Origin of the sequence: Corynebacterium tuberculostearicum (genome assembly GCF_046097465.1) — a bacterium.
Taxonomy (GTDB): domain Bacteria; phylum Actinomycetota; class Actinomycetes; order Mycobacteriales; family Mycobacteriaceae; genus Corynebacterium; species Corynebacterium tuberculostearicum_I.
Genome location: NZ_CP175799.1, coordinates 1229769 through 1247276, shown reverse-complemented (window position 1 = coordinate 1247276; position 17508 = coordinate 1229769). Strand labels below are relative to the sequence as shown.

Below are 17508 nucleotides of genomic sequence, written 5' to 3'. Positions count from 1 at the left end.
CCCACATCCTTTGAAGGAATGGTGACTGAAAACCATGTTCCCGCTGCGCTCAAAAGTAACTACCGTCGGCCGCCAAGCCTCTGGCGCCCGTGCCCTCTGGCGGGCCACCGGCACCAAGGAAAATGACTTTGGCAAACCGATTGTCGCCATCGCCAACTCCTACACCCAATTTGTCCCCGGCCACGTACACCTCAAAAACGTTGGCGATATCGTCGCCGACGCCGTGCGCGCGGCCGGCGGCGTACCCAAGGAATTCAATACCATCGCCGTCGATGATGGCATCGCCATGGGTCATAGCGGCATGCTCTACTCGCTGCCTTCACGCGAAATCATCTCCGATTCCATCGAGTACATGGCCAATGCCCACACTGCCGACGCCCTGGTATGCATCTCCAATTGCGATAAAATCACCCCGGGCATGCTCAATGCGGCGCTGCGCCTGAACATTCCCACCATTTTCGTCTCGGGCGGACCGATGGAGGCCGGCAAAGCCGTCGTGGTTGATGGCGTAGCCCACGCCCCCACCGACCTCATCACCGCCATTACCGCCTCTGCAAACGACGCGGTATCTGATGAAGGCTTGTCCCAGGTAGAGGAATCTGCCTGCCCCACCTGCGGCTCCTGTTCGGGCATGTTTACCGCCAATTCCATGAACTGCCTGACCGAGGCACTCGGCCTGGCGCTGCCCGGCAACGGCACCACCCTGGCCACCCACACGGCTCGCCGCAGCCTATTTGAAAAGGCCGGCTCCACCATCGTCGATATGTGCCGCCGCTATTACGGCGAGGAGGACAAATCCGTTCTCCCCCGCAATATCGCCACCAAGGAAGCCTTCACCAACGCCATGGCGCTTGACATGGCCATGGGCGGATCCACCAACACCATCCTGCACACGCTCGCAGCCGCACAGGAGGGCGAGGTGGATTTCACCCTCGATGACATTAATGACATCTCCTACCGCGTGCCCTGCCTGTCCAAGGTCGCACCCAATGGCACCTACCACATTGAGGATGTCCACCGCGCCGGCGGTATCCCCGCTATCTTGGGAGAGCTTCGCCGCGCCGGGCACTTGAACCTGAAGGTACATACGGCGCTCTATGACAACGCCGAGCAGTGGCTCGATGACTGGGATATCCGCAACCCCCACGCCACCGATGAGGCCCGCGAACTGTACTACGCCGCGCCGGGCGGCGTGCGCACTACCGAACCATTTTCCCAATCCAACCGCTGGGACGAGCTCGACACTGACGCCGCCAATGGCTGCATTCACGACGCCGATCACGCCTTTTCTTCCGACGGCGGCCTAGTTGTCCTGCGCGGAAACCTGGCTCCAGACGGGGCCATCGTCAAGGCAGCGGGCGTTGAAGAAGAGCTGTGGACATTCTCTGGACCTGCCCGTGTGGTCGAATCCCAGGAAGAGGCCGTATCGATAATCCTGAACAAGGAAGTTCAGCCGGGCGACGTGGTGGTCATTCGCTATGAAGGCCCGTCCGGCGGCCCGGGTATGCAGGAGATGCTCCACCCCACCTCCTTCCTGAAAGGCGCCGGTTTGGGAAAGGCATGCGCCTTGATTACCGACGGCCGCTTTTCCGGCGGCACCTCAGGCCTTTCCATCGGCCATATCTCCCCGGAGGCAGCCCACCAGGGCCTTATCGGGCTCATCGAAAATGGCGACACCATCACAATCAATATCCACGAACGCGAACTAACCCTGGATGTGGACGAGGACGTGCTGGAGCGCCGCCGCGCTGCCCAAGAACAGCGCGAGCGCCCCTGGACCCCAGTGAGCCGCAACCGACCGTTCACTAAGGCGCTGCGTGCGTATGCAGCCATGGCCACCTCTGCCGATCGCGGCGCGGTGCGCGCGGTCGATGGCCATGTGAATTAGCCAGTATTAACTGCTAAATCCCTATGAGCCTCGGTGGGGTGCACGCCCGTTTGCCTGCAGATCGCATAAAGTGTACTGCGATGAAACTCGCGCGCACCCCACTTTTTCGTTATGCCTTAGCTCTGCTGGGCCTCATTTTTGGCGCCTGCAAGATTATTCAAGACACCCGCATCACGGACTTTCCCATTGACATGGTGGTCTACCGCGAGGGCGTCAAGGCCTTCCTTGAGCATCGCTCCGTCTATAGCGAGCCCATGCTGGCCGGGGACATTGAACTTCCCTTCATTTATCCGCCCTTTGGCGCGCTCGTCATGGTTCCGATCACGGCCTTTGACGGCATTGACCACGATATGGCAGGCGACATCGTGGTCGTCCTGTCTGACCTTCTCGTGCTCCTATGCCTCTACTTTGTATTCAAGGCAGTCCTGAAAAAGCCAGAGTTCCTCCTGCCCGTCACCGCCATTACTTGGGCCATTGCCTTGCGCTTCGAACCAGTTGACCTCAACAATGGTTTTGCGCAGATCAATATCGTGGTGATGGCGCTGGTTATCCTCGACCTCGTTCCGCGCAAGCGCTTCTTGCCCCAAGGTATCTTGATTGGCTTGGCCGCCGCAATCAAAATTACCCCACTGGCTATGTTGCTGTATTTCCTCGTGCGCAAGGAGTGGAAGCAGATTGCCACAGCGCTCCTTTCCGCTGTTGCGGCCACCCTCCTTGCCGCAGCCTTCCGCTGGGACGCGTTCGTGGAGTTCTTCAGTTCCAAATTGCTCGATATGGGCTCTGGCGGCGACTTCGGCGTGGGGACTGATTACCAGTCCAATAGCTCTATCAAGGGCGCCATTCAGCGCATGTATTCTTCTTCCGAGGCCATGGACGCCAATGGGCTGGCCATCAACATCGCGTGGATCGCCGCCTCCCTCGTGGTAATTGCATTCGCCGCGTGGCTTATCAAGCGGCTGTGCGAGGAGCACCTGCTTGTCGACGCCCAATTGGTCACCGCCCTCACCCTCCTGCTCATCTCCCCGGTTTCCTGGTCGCACCACTGGGTCTGGCTCACGCTCATCATCCCGGTCTTTGTCTACCGCGCCTGGACCTGGCTGCCATCTGGATGGGCCGCGGGCAGCCTGCTGACCGTCCTCGTCGCCTGGTCAGCCATGCTGCTGACCGTCCCGCCCAAGTGGTGGTGGGGCGATCAAGTCGATGTCCACGCCATGGAGCGCTACCAGAAGTTCTGGGTGGATGACTTCGTGTGGCTAACCATACTGACCGTCGCACTTTTCGCAGCCGCTTTCTATGCCTCCCAGCGCAATAACCGGAACGCGAATACCGCTACTCCTGCCCCGCTAGCGTCTTAAGCGCTGCAAGGTGCGAATCGAATGCGGCTTTACCTTTAGCCGTGAGCATCACCCATACCGTGTCCTTGCCTCGCGAGGATCCATACTCACGAAAGCGACTGACATACCCCTCTTTTTCCAGTGCGCTTAGCTGCTTAGACAGCGTGGCATCGGATTGATTCACCTTGTCTCGAATCGCGGGAAATCGCATCTCTTTGTTGATGGCGCCTTCCACTGCCCCAGCCGCGTTGAGCACCGCACAAATCTTAAATCGGTTGAGCGGGTGGATTACTGGATCAAGCTCACTCATCGCCGCTTGCCCGCTTATTACTCTCGTGGTCTCGCGTGGACAGATCCATCGCACCGGAATTGAAAACCCAGAAGACAGCGAGTCCCCACAGCGTGGATGCTACGGCCGCAATTACCATGTGTCCTTCGAAAAAGGTCTGGAAAAACGTAGGGATAAAAATCAGAATGATTCCGAAATAGTATTTCTTATCCGGCTGGGGCTGTTCAAAAGGATTTTGTCTATAGCCTGCACGTACGTCACTCTTTTTAGCGCCAACCCAGAGTCCTACTCCCGCGCAGACCACCACTAAACCAAGGGACAACCACCACGGCATGCCATTCCCCCATTGGATCAAGACAAACCAAAGTACTGCCAGCGCTGCAGCAAACAAGGCATTAAGCGCAGTCCGCCGTCTGTCGCTTTGTTCCTTCTCCACTTCCTCGTTGAAGGCCAGTGCCTCGTGTACGCTTTCGTCCATGGTCGCCGTTCCTTTCGCCTTCGACTTTTCGTTGTTTTCCACTTTAGAAAGTATCATACTTTCCACCCAGGAAAGCAAGAGGGGAAAGAAAATCCGCCGCTATTGCGACGGACAATCTATTAGCGCCTAACTCAGCGGATTAACCCCTGCGCCGAAGAACCAGAGTGCGGCGAGAATGGCGATGCCGATGAGAACAAAGGCCCAGGAAGTACCCAGTGGGCGGCGTGCCCACGAGCGCTTGAAGTCTAGGGAGATAAAGCCTGGGCCAGTAAACTGCAGGCCCACTGCGATGACAAAGAGGACCAAGGAAAGCCATACGGATTCCGGCCAGCTAAAGACGTCCAGGCCGGCATCGGTCTGGGCTAGCTCGTGGACGGCGGTAAAGCCGGTCACTACCAAGCCAATCATGGCCGCCAGCGGCGTGATGAGGCCGAGCAGCAAGAACACACCAGCGATAAGCTGCATGGTCGGCACCGCAATGGACAGTGCGGTATCCCAGGCATAGTTAGCAAAGTCGCTCTCTAGACCGGACAAGCCCTGGCTATCACCCAGCTCGAAAAAGGTTTTTGCACCGGCAATGATCAGGTAGGCGCTCAGTGCGATGCGAATGAATAGCAGACCAAAATCGATAGTACCGCGGCGCCCGTAGCGTTGATAGCCTTCCTTTTCTTCTTGTTCCGCCTGTAGGCGCGCCTCGCGCTCCTCTGCGGTTTCGGTGCTGAGGGTGCTGTCCACGGGGGCGTCGGCAGTAGCAAGTGCCGTTTCTTGCTCTACGCTAGCCGGCGTGGTGGACTCCGGTTGCGCGAAGGCTACGGTCTCTTCGCCGGCGCCACTGTCCTGACGTGCGGCTTCATTGGCACTGGAATAGGACAGCACCTCGGTTTCAGGGTGGTCCTGCTGCGCCTGGGAAGGCTTGATCTCCTGCGGCTCAGCGCGGCCGGCGCGCTCGAAAAGGCCGGGCCTCGACTTTTTCTGGCCGGAGACAGAATCCTTACTAGCGGGCTTCGCGTTGTAGGTAGGCACGTCCATATCCTCATCAAACGGGCTGGCTTTATCCGGTTGCTGCTTATCGCTCATAGCTCCAACTTAGGGCACGTGCCTGCACTTTTGTGGTACCCACCACGGCGCGCCGCACGAGCTTGCGCGCTATGTGGCCACCAAGTCGCTCGCAGCCTCGAGAACCGAACGCGTTAGTTCGCTCAAGACCTCCGATTCCAAGCGCCAACGCTGCCAGTAGAGGTCGATATCGAGCGGGGAGTCGTCGAGAAGCACCAGCTCTTTTGCCGCCAATAGGGGCAGCGCTTGGGCCTGGGGCAGCAATCCCCACCCCAGGCCAACGCGAACGGCCTCGAGGTAGCCCTCGGACGAGGGAATCTGTGACACTCGGGCACGCACCACGGCCGAATCAATGAAGCGCTCGCGCATCGCATCATCCAGTACTTGATCGTTGGGACCATAGCCTACAAGGGGCATAGTTTCCCAAGTCAGATGGCCGCTATGGAAGCTTTCTGCAATATGTGCTGCCGCGACTGGGAAGTACCGCATCGTCCCCAAAAAGCTAGACTCGCAGCCCGAGACCGGCGTGGCTTCCCTCGTTACCGCGCCAAGCACATCGCCCCGCCGCAGCATGGCCAGAGTGCGCGCCTCATCCTCAATCCGGATGCGCAGGGCGACATCACCCCGCCGCGCGGTATCGCTAAGGACCCTACGAAACCATGTCGCTAGGGAATCCGAGTTCACAGCGACAGAGAGCGGGACCCGGGCCAAGCGGTGGCCTAGGCGGGCATCCGTCTCCGCCTGTACCAACGCCATGCGGCGTGCGGATTGAACCAGGATCTCCCCCGCTTCCGTGGCGGTTACCGGGGCAGCACGGCGAAGGAGCACGCGACCGGTGCTCGATTCTAGGGCCTTAATTCGTTGGCTTACCGCAGACGGCGATATTCCGAGTACAGCAGCGGCGACATCGAAGCTGCCTTCGTCCACGATGGCGAGCAATGTTTCTAAGTGCACCGGGTTCATGAAGCTATTCTAAACCAACTGTAGATTCATTAACTGGACTAATTCAGGGCGGGAATTCACACTGGAAGGCATGTCCATCGTGCTTGCTGGTTTCTTCCTGGGATTATCGCTCATCGTGGCCGTCGGCCCGCAAAACGCCATGCTGCTCAAGTACGGCATCCGCCGCGACCACATTGGCCTCATCATTGCCGTCTGCGCGCTTTCCGACGTCATCCTGATTACCGCAGGCACGGCCGGCGTGGGCTACTTGGTAGAAAAATTCCCCAACGCCCTGCAGGTTCTGAAATATGTTGGCGCCGCTTACCTGGCGTATTTCACCTTTACCTGCTTCCGCGATGCGCTCAAGACCAAAGGCGAGGCCATCGAGGTAGAATCCACGCAGCCAAAGGTCCCGCAGGAAGTCGCTTCCTTCGATGGCTCTCGGGCACGCAACACGACCAAGACCGCAACTCGCGTCGAGATCAAGCGATCCCCCTCCTGGGTCAAGCCACTGCTGACCGCCCTAGCCTTAACATGGCTCAACCCAGGCGCTTATGTAGATGTCGTGGTGATGCTCGGCAGCATTGCTAATCAATATGGCGAATCGGGGCGCTGGCTTTTCGCCGTGGGCGCAATCTGCGCCAGCTTCACATGGTTCCCCTTCATCGGCTTTGGCGCGGCGCGCTTTTCCCACGTGCTGTCCCGGCCCACAGTGTGGCGCTGGATTAACTTCGGCATCGGCGTCATCATGATTGGCCTAACGCTCAAGTTACTCCTGCTCTAGGGCCGGGATTCTGCCCGCCTAGTTGCCGCGCACGCGCGACGCAGTGGCGCCTGCCCAGCGGTTGATGCCGGCGTCATGGGCGGCGTCGTCAATCGCAGCCAGCTCGTCTGCGCTGAAGTCAAGGTGATCCAGCGCGCCCAGATTGTGCTCGAGCTGCTCCACGGAAGAAGCACCCAACAGCGCCGAGGTAAGCGTGCGATCCCCCTGGTCACGCAGCACCCACGAGATGGCCATCTGCGCCAGCGACTGGCCGCGCTTACCTGCAATATCGTTGAGCGAGCGGATCATGGAAAGGTTTTCCTCATTGAGCCAGTCCTTTTCCAGGGTCTTATTCTTCGCCGCACGCGAATCTGCGGGGATGCCGTCGATATAGCGGTCCGTCAGCATGCCCTGCGCTAGTGGACCAAAGCCGATGACACCCAGGCCAGTGCGCGCCGTAACATCAAGCAGCGACTCGCCGTCTTCGCCCGGGCGCTCAATCCAGCGATTCAGAATAGAATAGCTCGGCTGATGAATCAGCAACGGGCAGCCTTCATCTTCCATAAACTCCACGGCCTCTGCGGTGAGCTCCGGGCCATAGGAAGAAATGCCCACATACAGCGCCTTGCCGGAAGCTACGATATCGCGCAGCGCGTACAAGGTCTCCTCCAGCGGGGTATCCGGGTCCGGGCGGTGGTGGTAGAAGATGTCCACATAATCTAAGCCCATGCGCTTCAGGGAAGCGTCCAAGGAGCTCACCAAGTACTTGCGGGAGCCACCAAAGCCGTAGGGCGAATCATTCATCACCCAGCCGGCCTTGGAGGAAATGATCATTTCATCGCGGAAGGGGCGGAAATCGCGGGCGAAGATGCGTCCGAAGTTGTCCTCGGCGGCACCTGGTTCAGGGCCATAGTTATTGGCCAAATCGAAATGAGTAATCCCCCGGTCATACGCCGCGCGCAGGATGTCGCGCTGCGTGGCCAGGGGACGGTCGTCACCGAAGTTCTGCCATAGGCCAAGGGAAATGGCCGGCAGCTTCAGCCCAGAGTTGCCTACTCGGCGGTACTCCATCGAATCATAACGGTCAGATGCGGGTGCATAGATACTCATAGCACTCCATTGTCCGCTTAATTCTTGGAATTGTCAGCCTTTGGTAGCTCCTCATCTTCCTCAGGGTCGCCGGATGCGCCGGTTTCTTCGACCCACTTTTCAATTTCTTCCGGGGTGCGGTCAGTTTCTACCGCATCACGCTCGGTGTAGTAAGAGTGGTCGTGGCGATTTTCTTCGTACTTTTCCTTGTCAAAGTCCACGTCGTCGTCACCATCGAGCTCTTCGGTGACTTCCTCCACCAGCTCATCGTAGAGGGCCTCATTGTCCATATTGGAGTCCTCGATGTGCTGGCCAATCTCATCGTCGTAGCGCTCGGCGTCGTAGTCCTTGTCTGGGTGCAGCTTCAGGTGCATGAGGGCACGCACGCGCTCACGGCGCACGGCCTCATCCTGGATCTGGGACTGGCTGCGGAACCAAGCAAAGACCAAGATGGCCACCATCAGAATGCCCATGTAGCCGATGACTGGGTAGATGTAGTTCATCAGGGTCTTAAAGCCGGCGAAGGACACGGCGAAACCGGCCAAGCAGCCAACGATAAAGATAACCGGGAAGCGCTTCTCATGGCCGGCAGATAGGCGCTTGCCCAGCGCGTAGAACATGCCGATAGCGGTATTGAAGATCATCATGTAAATGATGACCGCCATGATGGCGCCCAGCGTCGGGTTAACGTCATCTACCAAGGACAGCATCGGAATATCGGAACCTTGTGCCTTATCCGAGTTCATCAGCAAGGAGAATCCGGCAAGGCCCATCATGATGGAGTAGATGACGCCGCCTACAACGCCGCCCCAGCCGGCCTCGCGCGGGCTGATATTGTCGCCGCCGATGACCAGGGACATGGACACGGCGAGCATCAGGGCAAGGCCGTTGTAGTTGAGTGCGGAAATGAGCCAGTTACCAATCGGGGTGTCGATCTGGCTGGAGGCATCCATAGCGGCGCCGATGTCATCCGGCATATTGAGGCCGGTGTAGATGGCCACGCCGATGACCGCAATGATGATGGTCGGCGTTACGGCACCAATAACCTTGGATACCTTGTCCACGTCGAGCATGCCGACAATCAAAACCAAGACCAGCATGAGCGTGGAGCCGATCCAAGTCTTCCAGCCAAATTGCTGCTCCATATTGGAACCCGCGCCAGCCAACATCACAAAGCCAATAGCAAAGAGGGTGATGATGACCGCGATGTCCAGCAACTTGGAGACGATCGGGTGGGTGACATTGCGGAAAACGGTGTTGTGCTCAGAAGCGTGGAAGTAACTGCCCAGCTGCAAGAACACGGTACCGGCAAGGGTCATGATGAGTGCGGCGATAATGATGCCGGGAATACCCCAGGAACCAAAGGCAGTGAAGTACTGCACCACCTCTTGGCCCGTGGCAAAGCCGGCGCCCACCAACAAGCCCACGAAGGACATGGCAATGGCGATAATGTTTTTAGAAGACACGGTTGCCTAACTTTTTGTAGCGAATATCTTTCGCATACTGGTGCGCGCGGCCCCTTGTCCCCCACTCCCCAGCACGTGGGTCACACAACACCGATATGCGTTCCTTAAGGAATGGTACGTAAGTGACCCGTTAAACACCTACTGACACATACCGATGTTGTGATAAATCACATTTGGTGATTAGGCGAAATCAACCTAACGCTTTAGTCATCGAAGGTCGCGGTATCAATCACGAAGCGGAACTTTACATCGCCTGCCACCACGCGCTCATAGGCGTCATCAACATCGTTGACGCCGATCTTTTCAATGACGGCGCCGATACCGTGCTCGGCGCAGAAGTCCAGCATCTCCTGGGTCTCTGCAATGCCGCCGATGTTATTACCCGTAAGCACCTTGCCGCCGCCAACGAGGCTACTCATATGAATCCCCAGCTCCTCCGGCGGAAGTCCCACAACGGACATGATGCCGCGCGGCTTGAGCAGCTGCAGGTAGTCATTGAGGGAGTACTGGGCAGAAATGGTGGACAAAATGACGTCGAATTCACCACGGTGGTTGGCAAAGAAGTCTTCGTCCTCACCGGTGGCCAGAATGTTCTTCGCACCCAGCTCATAGGCTTCCTTTTCTTTGCGCAGGGAGCGGGAAATTACGGTTACTTCCGCGCCCTTTGCCGCAGCGATCTGCACACCCATGTGACCCAAGCCGCCTAGGCCCACTACGGCAACCTTGTCGCCTTCCTTGACCTGCCAGCGAGCCAGCGGCGAATAGGTGGTGATTCCGGCGCACAGCAGCGGGGCTGCGACATCAAAGTCGATACCCTCCGGAATGGTGCACACAAAGTTTTCGTTGACGACTACCTTCTGGGCGTAGCCGCCTTGGGTAATGGTGCCATCTACGTCTTCGGAGTTATAGGTGCCCACATTGCCATTCAGGCAGTTCTGCTCCTGTCCGTTGCGACACTGTTCGCACTCGCCACAGGAGTTGACCAGGCAGCCAACGCCAACGCGGTCGCCGACTTTAAACTTCGTGACCTTATCGCCCACGGCTTCCACGACGCCGGCAATCTCGTGGCCCACCGTCAGCGGGAAGTGGGCTTGACCCCATTCGTTGCGGATGGTGTGAATATCGGAGTGGCAGATGCCCGCAGCCTTGATATCAATGACCACGTCGTCTTCGCGCGGATCGCGGCGCTCAATTTCTACGACCTTGAATGGAGCTTCAGGGCTTTCCTTTTGCAATACTTTGCTCTTAATTGTCATGCCCACGACCCTACGCTTAACCCCACTGACCTCGCCTAACGAAAATTATCACCAGTTCCGGCAGGGAAGGAAAACCAAAAAGCCAGCCACGTCCCTTCGGTTGAAGAGGGATAAACGCGGCTGGCTATGTGGGGGTCTTAGTTCAGCTTCTCTGCGATGAGCTTATTGACCTGGCCCGGATCGGCCTTGCCCTGGGTGGCCTTCATGACCGCACCCACGATGGCACCGGTGACCTTCTTATTGCCGGCACGGTACTTTTCCACGATGTCCGGGTTGGCGGCCAGCGCGTCATCTACGGCCTTCTCGATGGCGCCGTCATCGCGCACAACCTCCAAGCCGCGCTTCTCGACGACCTCGTCGACGTCACCCTCGCCCGCCAACACACCATCAACGGCCTTGCGTGCGAGCTTGGTGGTCAGCTTGCCCTCATTGACGAGCGCGATAACGCGCGCCACGTGCTGCGGGGTAATGGACAGACCAGCAAGATCGGTCTCCTGCTCGTTGGCCTTGCCGGCCAGGTAGGAAACCCACCAGGAGCGCGCCTCGTCCGGCTTCGCGCCGGCCTCAACGGTATCCACGATGAGGTCGAGGGCGCCGGCGTTGACCAAGTCGCGCATCTCCTCATCCTTGATGCCCCACTCTTCCTGGATGCGCGCACGGCGAACCCATGGCAGCTCCGGAAGGGTCTGGCGCAGCTCTTCTACCCACTCGCGCGGTGCGATGACCGGCGGCAGGTCCGGATCGTTGAAGTAACGGTAGTCCTCCGCCGTCTCCTTTGGACGACCCTTGGAGGTGGTGCCGTCGGTCTCTTGATAGTGGCGGGTTTCCTGATCAATGGTGCCGCCATCTTCGAGCACCTGCGCCTGGCGCTGCATTTCGAAGCGAACCGCCTGCTCCACGGAACGCAGGGAGTTAATGTTCTTGGTCTCGGTGCGGGTACCAAACTCTTCCTGGCCCACCGGGCGCAGGGATAGGTTGGAGTCCACACGCATGGAGCCTTGATCCATGCGGGCGTCGGAAACGCCCAAGGCTGCAACGAGCTCACGCAGCGCGGAAACGTAGGCCTTAGCCACCTCGGGCGCGCGCTCACCGGCGCCAATGATCGGCTTGGTAACGATCTCAATGAGAGGAATGCCCGCACGGTTGCAATCCACCAGGGACGCCGTGGCGCCGTGAATACGGCCGTCTGCACCACCGAGGTGGGTCAGCTTGCCGGTGTCTTCCTCCATGTGGGCACGCTCGATTTCCACGCGCCACTCGGTGCCGTCTTCCAGCACTACGTCCAGGTAGCCGTCATAGGCAATCGGCTCGTCGTACTGGGAAATCTGATAGTTCTTCGGCTGGTCCGGGTAAAAGTAATTCTTGCGGGCAAAGCGAGAGGACTCCGCAATGGAGCAATTAAGCGCCAGGCCAATCTTGATGGCGCCCTCCACGCCCTTGGAGTTAACTACCGGCAGCGCACCGGGCAGGCCCAGGGAGACCGGGTCAACGTTGGAGTTAGGCGCTGCGTTGAAGTTCGTAGGAGAGGTAGAAAACATCTTGGTTTCCGTATCCAGCTCTACGTGGACTTCCATGCCCATTACCGGTTCGAACTTTTCTAGGACCTCATCGAAGTCCATCAGGTCATACATCGCAGCAGTCATGCGTGCCATCTTAATACGTCGATGCGCCCGCGCGCTCACGCCCCTAAGCTGAATATTATGACTACACCACATAGCGTTGATGCCGCGCTTATCGATGCCCCTTTGATCAACATCGCAGTCTTCCGCACTGCCCCTACCCCTGAGGAGGTAAGCGAACGCCTGACCACCACTTTTGGCGATCGCCTGGGAGATATCATGCCGGGCAAGAATCCGGGAAGCATCATGGTCGAGCTTGATGATTCCTTCCTATTGCACTACCAAGCCGTCGATACCCCTCCCACTCGCGATAGCTATGGCCTCCACCCCATTTTGAGCGCGGATTCCCGCGGCCTCGATTCCGCCACCGCACAAATCCTCGTATCCGTGCTTCCCCAAGAGACCGAAGATGATCGCGCGAAGCAATTCCGCGAGGCCCGCCGCGAACACCTTGAACTGCTCTCCAAGGCCACCGCGGTGGTAGCCGAGCACCCCGACTGCCTGATAGTCCACAACCCCCGCGGAAACGTATCCATTGCGCCGAATACTTTCCTCGAGGCCGTTCGGGATAACCTTGCTCCAATGCACATCGCTCCGGTGTGGCTTACCCAAAAAGAAAACAAGATCTTGGGTTATACCGTTGGGCTGGTCCAAGCCGGACACCCCGAAATCCAGGCGGCCACCGAATCCATGGATCCCACCGATCTCTATTACAAGCTGGCCAATATCGCAGACCACGTGCTCCAAGGCGCCACCGTCAAAGACGGCGACACCCTATCTTTCGAGCAAGGCCAGCCCCCACTCACCGTGCAAAAAGAGCCCTGGTATGTAGACGAGTCCTACCCTGCGGTCACGATTAATTTTTAGCAGGTCCTCCGCCCTACTTCCGGGAATCCGAATAGCGGCAGATGGCTGCCAGCACCGCACCAGAGAGGTTGTGCCACACCGAAAAGACGGCACCTGGCAGGGCGGCCAATGGGTTCATATAGGTCGATGCCAGGGAGGTGGCCAGGCCGGAGTTTTGCATGCCCACCTCGACGGCCATGGTGCGCCGCGCGGCGATCGGCTGCCTGGTCAGCATTCCGGCCAGGTAGCCCAAGCCGTAGCCGCAGCCGTTATGGATTACCACTGCGGCAAAGACGAGTACGCCGGCGGTAGCGATGGTGTCGTGCGCGCCGCCGACCACGATGCACACAATGGCCGAAATGGCCACAACCGAGATCCACGGCAATGCCGCGTTAATCCTTGTCACCACTCGGGGAACCAGCATGCCGATGAGAATGCCGGCGATAACCGGAATGAGCACGACCTTCACAATGGACCACGCCATGGCCGAGGCGGAGACCGGCATATACTCCCCTGCCAGCAACAGTGTCAGCAACGGCGTGAGGACCGGCGCCAACAGGGTGGAAATGGACGTCATGGTCACCGACAAAGCCACATCACCGCGCGCAAGGTAAGACACCACGTTGGAACTCGTGCCGCCGGGCGCGCAGCCCACCAGGATGACACCGGCAGCTACAGCATCGGGAAGATCCATCACCGCGACCACCAGCAGCGCCACCAGCGGCATGATGACGAACTGCGCCAACACTCCGATGAGAACGGGCAGCGGACGGCGAGCCACCAAGGCAAAATCCACCGGCTTGAGGGTTAGGCCCATACCGAACATGACAATACCCAGCAGCGGGGTGACCTGCGGGGCGAAGGAAGCTGCGGTCTCTGGCGCGAGGTATCCCACCACGCCACCGATAATCACGAGCACGGGAAAGCCTAGCGCTGCAATAAGTGCTTGACGGTCTTGTGCTGAGGAGGGCGCAGCGTTCGCCTCCACCCGATTATCTGTCATACTATCGATACTCATAGGCAAAAGAATACGCTCCCACCCAGTGGGAGCGCTATCTTAATATTCGGAACGCGGAATGCCTCTAGCCAAAGAGCGCCTGGGCGTTGCGATAACGCGATTCCGGCACCGTCTTGAGCGTACCCACTGCTTCTTCCAGCGGGACGAGGTCAATATCCTCGCCATGGAGAGCAACGCACATGCCGGACTTGCCCTCGTGGATTGCGCGCGCTGCGTGCACGCCGTAGCGAGTAGCAAGTACGCGGTCATAGGCCGTCGGCGTGCCGCCGCGCTGGATATGCCCCAGCACGGTCGTACGCACGTCATACCCGGTGCGTGCCTTGATTTCATCGCCGATTACCTGGCCGATGCCGTTAAAGGTCTGGTGCCCGAACTGATCGACGCCGCCGGCCTCGAAGTCCATCGTCCCCTCCTTTGGGAGGGCGCCTTCTGCCACGCAGATAATGCCGTACTTCTCGCCCATCTGGAAGCGGCGTTCCATCGCCTTCGTAATCTCCGCGATATCGAAAGGCTCTTCCGGTACCACGGTGTAGTGCGCACCGCCGGCCATGCCCGCATGCAGGGCAATCCATCCCACGTGGCGGCCCATAACCTCCACGATCAGGATGCGATTATGGGACTCCGCGGTGGTGTGCAAACGGTCGATAGCATCGGTGGCCACAGAAACCGCGGTATCGAAACCAAAGGTGTAGTCGGTGGCATTGACGTCATTATCGATTGTCTTTGGCACACCCACTACCGGCACTCCGTTATCAGAAAGCCACTTTGCGCCCTTAAGGGTACCTTCACCACCGATGGCGACTAGAGCATCTACCCCGGCATCCGCCATGTTGGACTTAATCTGGTCGAGGCCGGCCTTGAACTTATCTGGATGCAAGCGGCCGGTGCCCAGGATGGTGCCGCCGCGCAACAGAATACGGTCGATTTCCGCATCGTCATAAAGATCGCGGCGGCGGTCTTCCATCAGGCCCACCCAGCCGTCTTCATAACCTACAACGGTATCTCCAAATTCATTGGACGCGGTACGCACTACCGCACGGATTACAGCATTGAGGCCGGGGCAATCGCCGCCGGACGTTAAAACACCTAGACGCATATCTACCAATCTAGCGCGCGATTTTTAGGCCTGCAGAGTGTCCCTAAAACCTAGGGCAGAAACCAGGCCAACCACCAGCGCAGCCACGATGACGAGCAGCGAATTAATAATTGCCGTCTCTGGGCTACCCGTTTGCATAACTGCGGATACCAGGGCAACTCCCACCACGGAACCCACCTGGCGGGAGGTGTTGTACACACCGGAGGCAGCGCCCATGAGCTCCGGCGAGATATCGCGCAAGGTGGTAGCTGCGTTGGAACCCCAAATGAAGGACTGTCCCACGCCGAGCCCGGCAATGGGTAGACCGAGGCCCCACGGAAGGGCGTCGACCTGCATGACCCACCATGCCGCAAGGAGCGAAAGTATCAGGATGGAAAATCCCAGCACCCCCAGGATCCGCGGGTTAACATAATCCGCCATGATGCCAGCGAGCGGAGATATCAGGAGAGACACCAGCGCCATAGGAGCCACGATGATGCCGGCTTCGCCCGCAGGCACCCCCTGCATGGTCTGCAGCCACAACATGATGGGCAGCATCACCGCGGCCGCCATAAACCCCATTGCGATGATGCCTACCGAGCCCGCCAGGTAATTGCGGTCACTAAATAGCGCCAGCGGCACCAGCGGACTCGACCCGCGGGCCTGGGCAGTTGCCTGCAATCGAATAAACCAGACGCTAGCGGCAACTCCGGCGAGTAAGATCAGCCAAATGGCCCATCCCCATCCAAGCACCGGGCCCTGCTGAATACCAAAGACGATTGCCGCCAAGGCGATGAGCGAAACGATGGCCGAGGGCGCATCGATAGACTGCGCGGTCGTGGGTAGCTCAGGCACCCACAGCAGCGCGAAGACAATGGCTAGCACCACGAAAGGAACGTGCACCCAAAAGGCGGCCTGCCACCCAAAGTTCCCGACTAGAAAGCCACCGGCGAGTGGACCGGCAAGTGCAGCTACCGAGCCAATGACGCCCCACACACCCAGTGCGCGCCCACGGCGCTCACGCGCAAAGATCCGATTGATAACGGACATGGTCTGTGGCATCTGGAGGGACGCACCCACGCCCTGCACCGCACGCGCCGCGATAAGCACTTCCACAGTGGGCGCCACGGCACACGCCACCGCACCGAGTCCGAAAATTCCCACACCCAAACAGAACATCCGGCGCTGGCCCAAAACATCACCCAAGCGGCCGGCAAAGAGCAGCGGCACCACCACAGCCAACAAATAGGCCGCGGATACCCACATGGTGTGGTTTACCCCCGCGTTCAGCTCGCGTTGCAGGTCAGGCAGCGCCACCGCCACCATGGATTGGTCCAGCAGGGATACAAAGAATCCGAGGGACAATGCAAACATGGCGCGCCATGCTTGGCGCTCGGGCGGCAGATGCGTCTCCACAGTCATGGCCTTAGAGTCTAGCGGTCCGAGAAATGTCGACCTAGACTGGCTGCATGTCCATGATCGATATTAAAAAGCCCCAAGACGTTTCTACCGCCACCACTGTCACCCTCGGCCTCATCGGTGGCTGGGTGACTGCCCGCGAGACCGGCATTCGCCCGCTGGGCGGCGTAATCCTCGCCGCCGCCGGTGTATGGGCGGGTCGCTCTTGGGCCAAGAAAACCACCCCGGCTACCACCGCCGGCCTGTGCGCACTCTACGTGGGCGCATTCGGCGCCTCCCACCCGCTGGCTAAGAAGATCGGTGCGTGGCCGGCGGTACTGAGCGTCACTGCAGCCTCGGCGGGCGCGGCATATGCGCTTTCCGACGCCAAATAGTCCCCACCCACACAAATGCGCACCACGTCCCTAGACATGGTGCGCATTCTTTTATCCTGTGTGCCGCTAGTTTCTACTTGGCTACCGTGAACTCAACCGCAGCATTCTCGCTACCCAAGGCGACGGTGCCGCCGGGGAGGTTATAGAAGGAGGGGTTGGATTCGAGGAGGCCCCGGAGGGCGTCGGAAAGCTGCTGCGTATGCTCGTCGCAGGCCGCGCGGGTGGAGTTGAACTCGCCCACGCTGATAGTGCCGTCCTTAGCCACCTCGTAGGTAGTGGTGTAGATATTGCAGCCATCATTGACTACCAAGGTGCGGTCCTTGGCAAAGGTGACGCTCAGCTTGCCATCTTCCTTAACGGAGTGGAGCTCGCCGGTGATGGTCTGTCCTTCAATGTGAGGCTCCAGCTTCTCTACGCCCTCCGGGAGCGGAGAAATCAGATCAGACTGAGTCGGCGCGGTCATGCTAAACCCCGGATCGATGTCGGGGACCTGCGCGGCGTTGGCGGCACCAGCGCCCATCAGTGCAGCGGCGGACAACGAAAATAGTGCGGTCTTTTTGAAATGCATGCCCAAGAATTTACCCCCGCCGAATATA

General features: G+C 59.1%; 17 protein-coding genes. 5 read left to right on the top strand and 12 right to left on the bottom strand.

Features of this window, described 5'->3' with window-relative positions; all coding sequences use genetic code 11:
- The first annotated feature begins 34 nt into the window (after positions 1-34).
- Both ilvD and ACKFRX_RS05950 read left to right on the top strand, forming a co-directional pair.
- The gene (gene ilvD, locus ACKFRX_RS05955) at positions 35-1888 is read left to right on the top strand and encodes a dihydroxy-acid dehydratase (RefSeq protein ID WP_150850270.1); all 1854 of its coding nucleotides are present in this window, start codon (positions 35-37) and stop codon (positions 1886-1888) included.
- Positions 1889-1968: 80 nt separating this feature from the next.
- The gene (locus ACKFRX_RS05950) at positions 1969-3243 is read left to right on the top strand and encodes a glycosyltransferase family 87 protein (protein ID WP_200435213.1); all 1275 of its coding nucleotides are present in this window, start codon (positions 1969-1971) and stop codon (positions 3241-3243) included.
- On the opposite strand, the gene ACKFRX_RS05945 is transcribed toward ACKFRX_RS05950, so the two are convergent.
- From ACKFRX_RS05945 to ACKFRX_RS05930, 4 genes are all read right to left on the bottom strand, one after another.
- Positions 3218-3532, bottom strand: coding sequence for a transcriptional regulator (locus tag ACKFRX_RS05945; protein WP_200435212.1), 315 nt, complete (start codon positions 3530-3532; stop codon positions 3218-3220). The two genes, ACKFRX_RS05950 and ACKFRX_RS05945, sit on opposite strands and share 26 nt — an antisense overlap.
- Positions 3525-4031, bottom strand: a complete 507-nt coding sequence (locus ACKFRX_RS05940; protein ID WP_408918927.1) for a hypothetical protein — start codon at positions 4029-4031, stop codon at positions 3525-3527. The genes ACKFRX_RS05945 and ACKFRX_RS05940 overlap by 8 nt, the downstream gene beginning before the upstream one ends.
- An 84-nt stretch (positions 4032-4115) precedes the next feature.
- Complete coding sequence (locus tag ACKFRX_RS05935; protein ID WP_150851237.1) at positions 4116-5066, bottom strand: DoxX family protein; 951 nt, start codon at positions 5064-5066, stop codon at positions 4116-4118.
- Positions 5067-5135: 69 nt separating this feature from the next.
- Positions 5136-6008, bottom strand: coding sequence for a LysR family transcriptional regulator ArgP (locus ACKFRX_RS05930; protein ID WP_150851236.1), 873 nt, complete (start codon positions 6006-6008; stop codon positions 5136-5138).
- Between the two features lie 70 nt (positions 6009-6078).
- Here ACKFRX_RS05930 and ACKFRX_RS05925 point away from each other — a divergent pair, with 70 nt between their 5' ends.
- Positions 6079-6771 carry a LysE/ArgO family amino acid transporter gene (locus ACKFRX_RS05925; RefSeq protein ID WP_408918928.1) on the top strand — a complete coding sequence of 231 codons (693 nt, stop codon included), beginning with the start codon at positions 6079-6081 and terminating at the stop codon, positions 6769-6771.
- Between the two features lie 18 nt (positions 6772-6789).
- Here ACKFRX_RS05925 and ACKFRX_RS05920 read toward each other — a convergent pair whose 3' ends face one another.
- From ACKFRX_RS05920 to gatB, 4 genes are all read right to left on the bottom strand, one after another.
- A complete protein-coding gene (locus ACKFRX_RS05920) occupies positions 6790-7860 on the bottom strand; it encodes an aldo/keto reductase (RefSeq protein ID WP_408918929.1) in 1071 nt (356 codons plus the stop codon).
- Between the two features lie 17 nt (positions 7861-7877).
- Positions 7878-9305, bottom strand: coding sequence for a hypothetical protein (locus ACKFRX_RS05915; protein ID WP_005323337.1), 1428 nt, complete (start codon positions 9303-9305; stop codon positions 7878-7880).
- Between the two features lie 203 nt (positions 9306-9508).
- Positions 9509-10561 carry an NAD(P)-dependent alcohol dehydrogenase gene (locus ACKFRX_RS05910; protein ID WP_408918930.1) on the bottom strand — a complete coding sequence of 351 codons (1053 nt, stop codon included), beginning with the start codon at positions 10559-10561 and terminating at the stop codon, positions 9509-9511.
- Positions 10562-10698: 137 nt separating this feature from the next.
- Positions 10699-12204 (bottom strand): Asp-tRNA(Asn)/Glu-tRNA(Gln) amidotransferase subunit GatB, encoded by a 1506-nt coding sequence (gatB, locus tag ACKFRX_RS05905; protein WP_040425024.1) that lies wholly within the window; start codon positions 12202-12204, stop codon positions 10699-10701.
- Positions 12205-12261: 57 nt separating this feature from the next.
- Between gatB and ACKFRX_RS05900 the strand changes: the two genes are divergently transcribed.
- Positions 12262-13047, top strand: coding sequence for a DUF4261 domain-containing protein (locus tag ACKFRX_RS05900; protein ID WP_408918931.1), 786 nt, complete (start codon positions 12262-12264; stop codon positions 13045-13047).
- 13 nt (positions 13048-13060) lie between these two features.
- Here the strand turns inward: ACKFRX_RS05900 and ACKFRX_RS05895 are convergent, their stop codons facing one another.
- From ACKFRX_RS05895 to ACKFRX_RS05885, 3 genes are all read right to left on the bottom strand, one after another.
- Positions 13061-14029, bottom strand: a complete 969-nt coding sequence (locus ACKFRX_RS05895) for a bile acid:sodium symporter family protein (RefSeq protein WP_408920066.1) — start codon at positions 14027-14029, stop codon at positions 13061-13063.
- A gap of 79 nt (positions 14030-14108) precedes the next feature.
- Positions 14109-15140 carry an ATP-dependent 6-phosphofructokinase gene (locus ACKFRX_RS05890; protein WP_200435210.1) on the bottom strand — a complete coding sequence of 344 codons (1032 nt, stop codon included), beginning with the start codon at positions 15138-15140 and terminating at the stop codon, positions 14109-14111.
- Between the two features lie 24 nt (positions 15141-15164).
- The gene (locus ACKFRX_RS05885) at positions 15165-16541 is read right to left on the bottom strand and encodes an MFS transporter (protein WP_408918932.1); all 1377 of its coding nucleotides are present in this window, start codon (positions 16539-16541) and stop codon (positions 15165-15167) included.
- Positions 16542-16588: 47 nt separating this feature from the next.
- On the opposite strand from ACKFRX_RS05885, the gene ACKFRX_RS05880 reads away from it, so the two are divergent.
- Complete coding sequence (locus ACKFRX_RS05880) at positions 16589-16912, top strand: hypothetical protein (RefSeq protein ID WP_005323344.1); 324 nt, start codon at positions 16589-16591, stop codon at positions 16910-16912.
- Positions 16913-16985: 73 nt separating this feature from the next.
- Here the strand turns inward: ACKFRX_RS05880 and ACKFRX_RS05875 are convergent, their stop codons facing one another.
- Complete coding sequence (locus ACKFRX_RS05875; protein WP_150851468.1) at positions 16986-17480, bottom strand: META domain-containing protein; 495 nt, start codon at positions 17478-17480, stop codon at positions 16986-16988.
- Between the last annotated feature and the right edge of the window lie 28 nt (positions 17481-17508).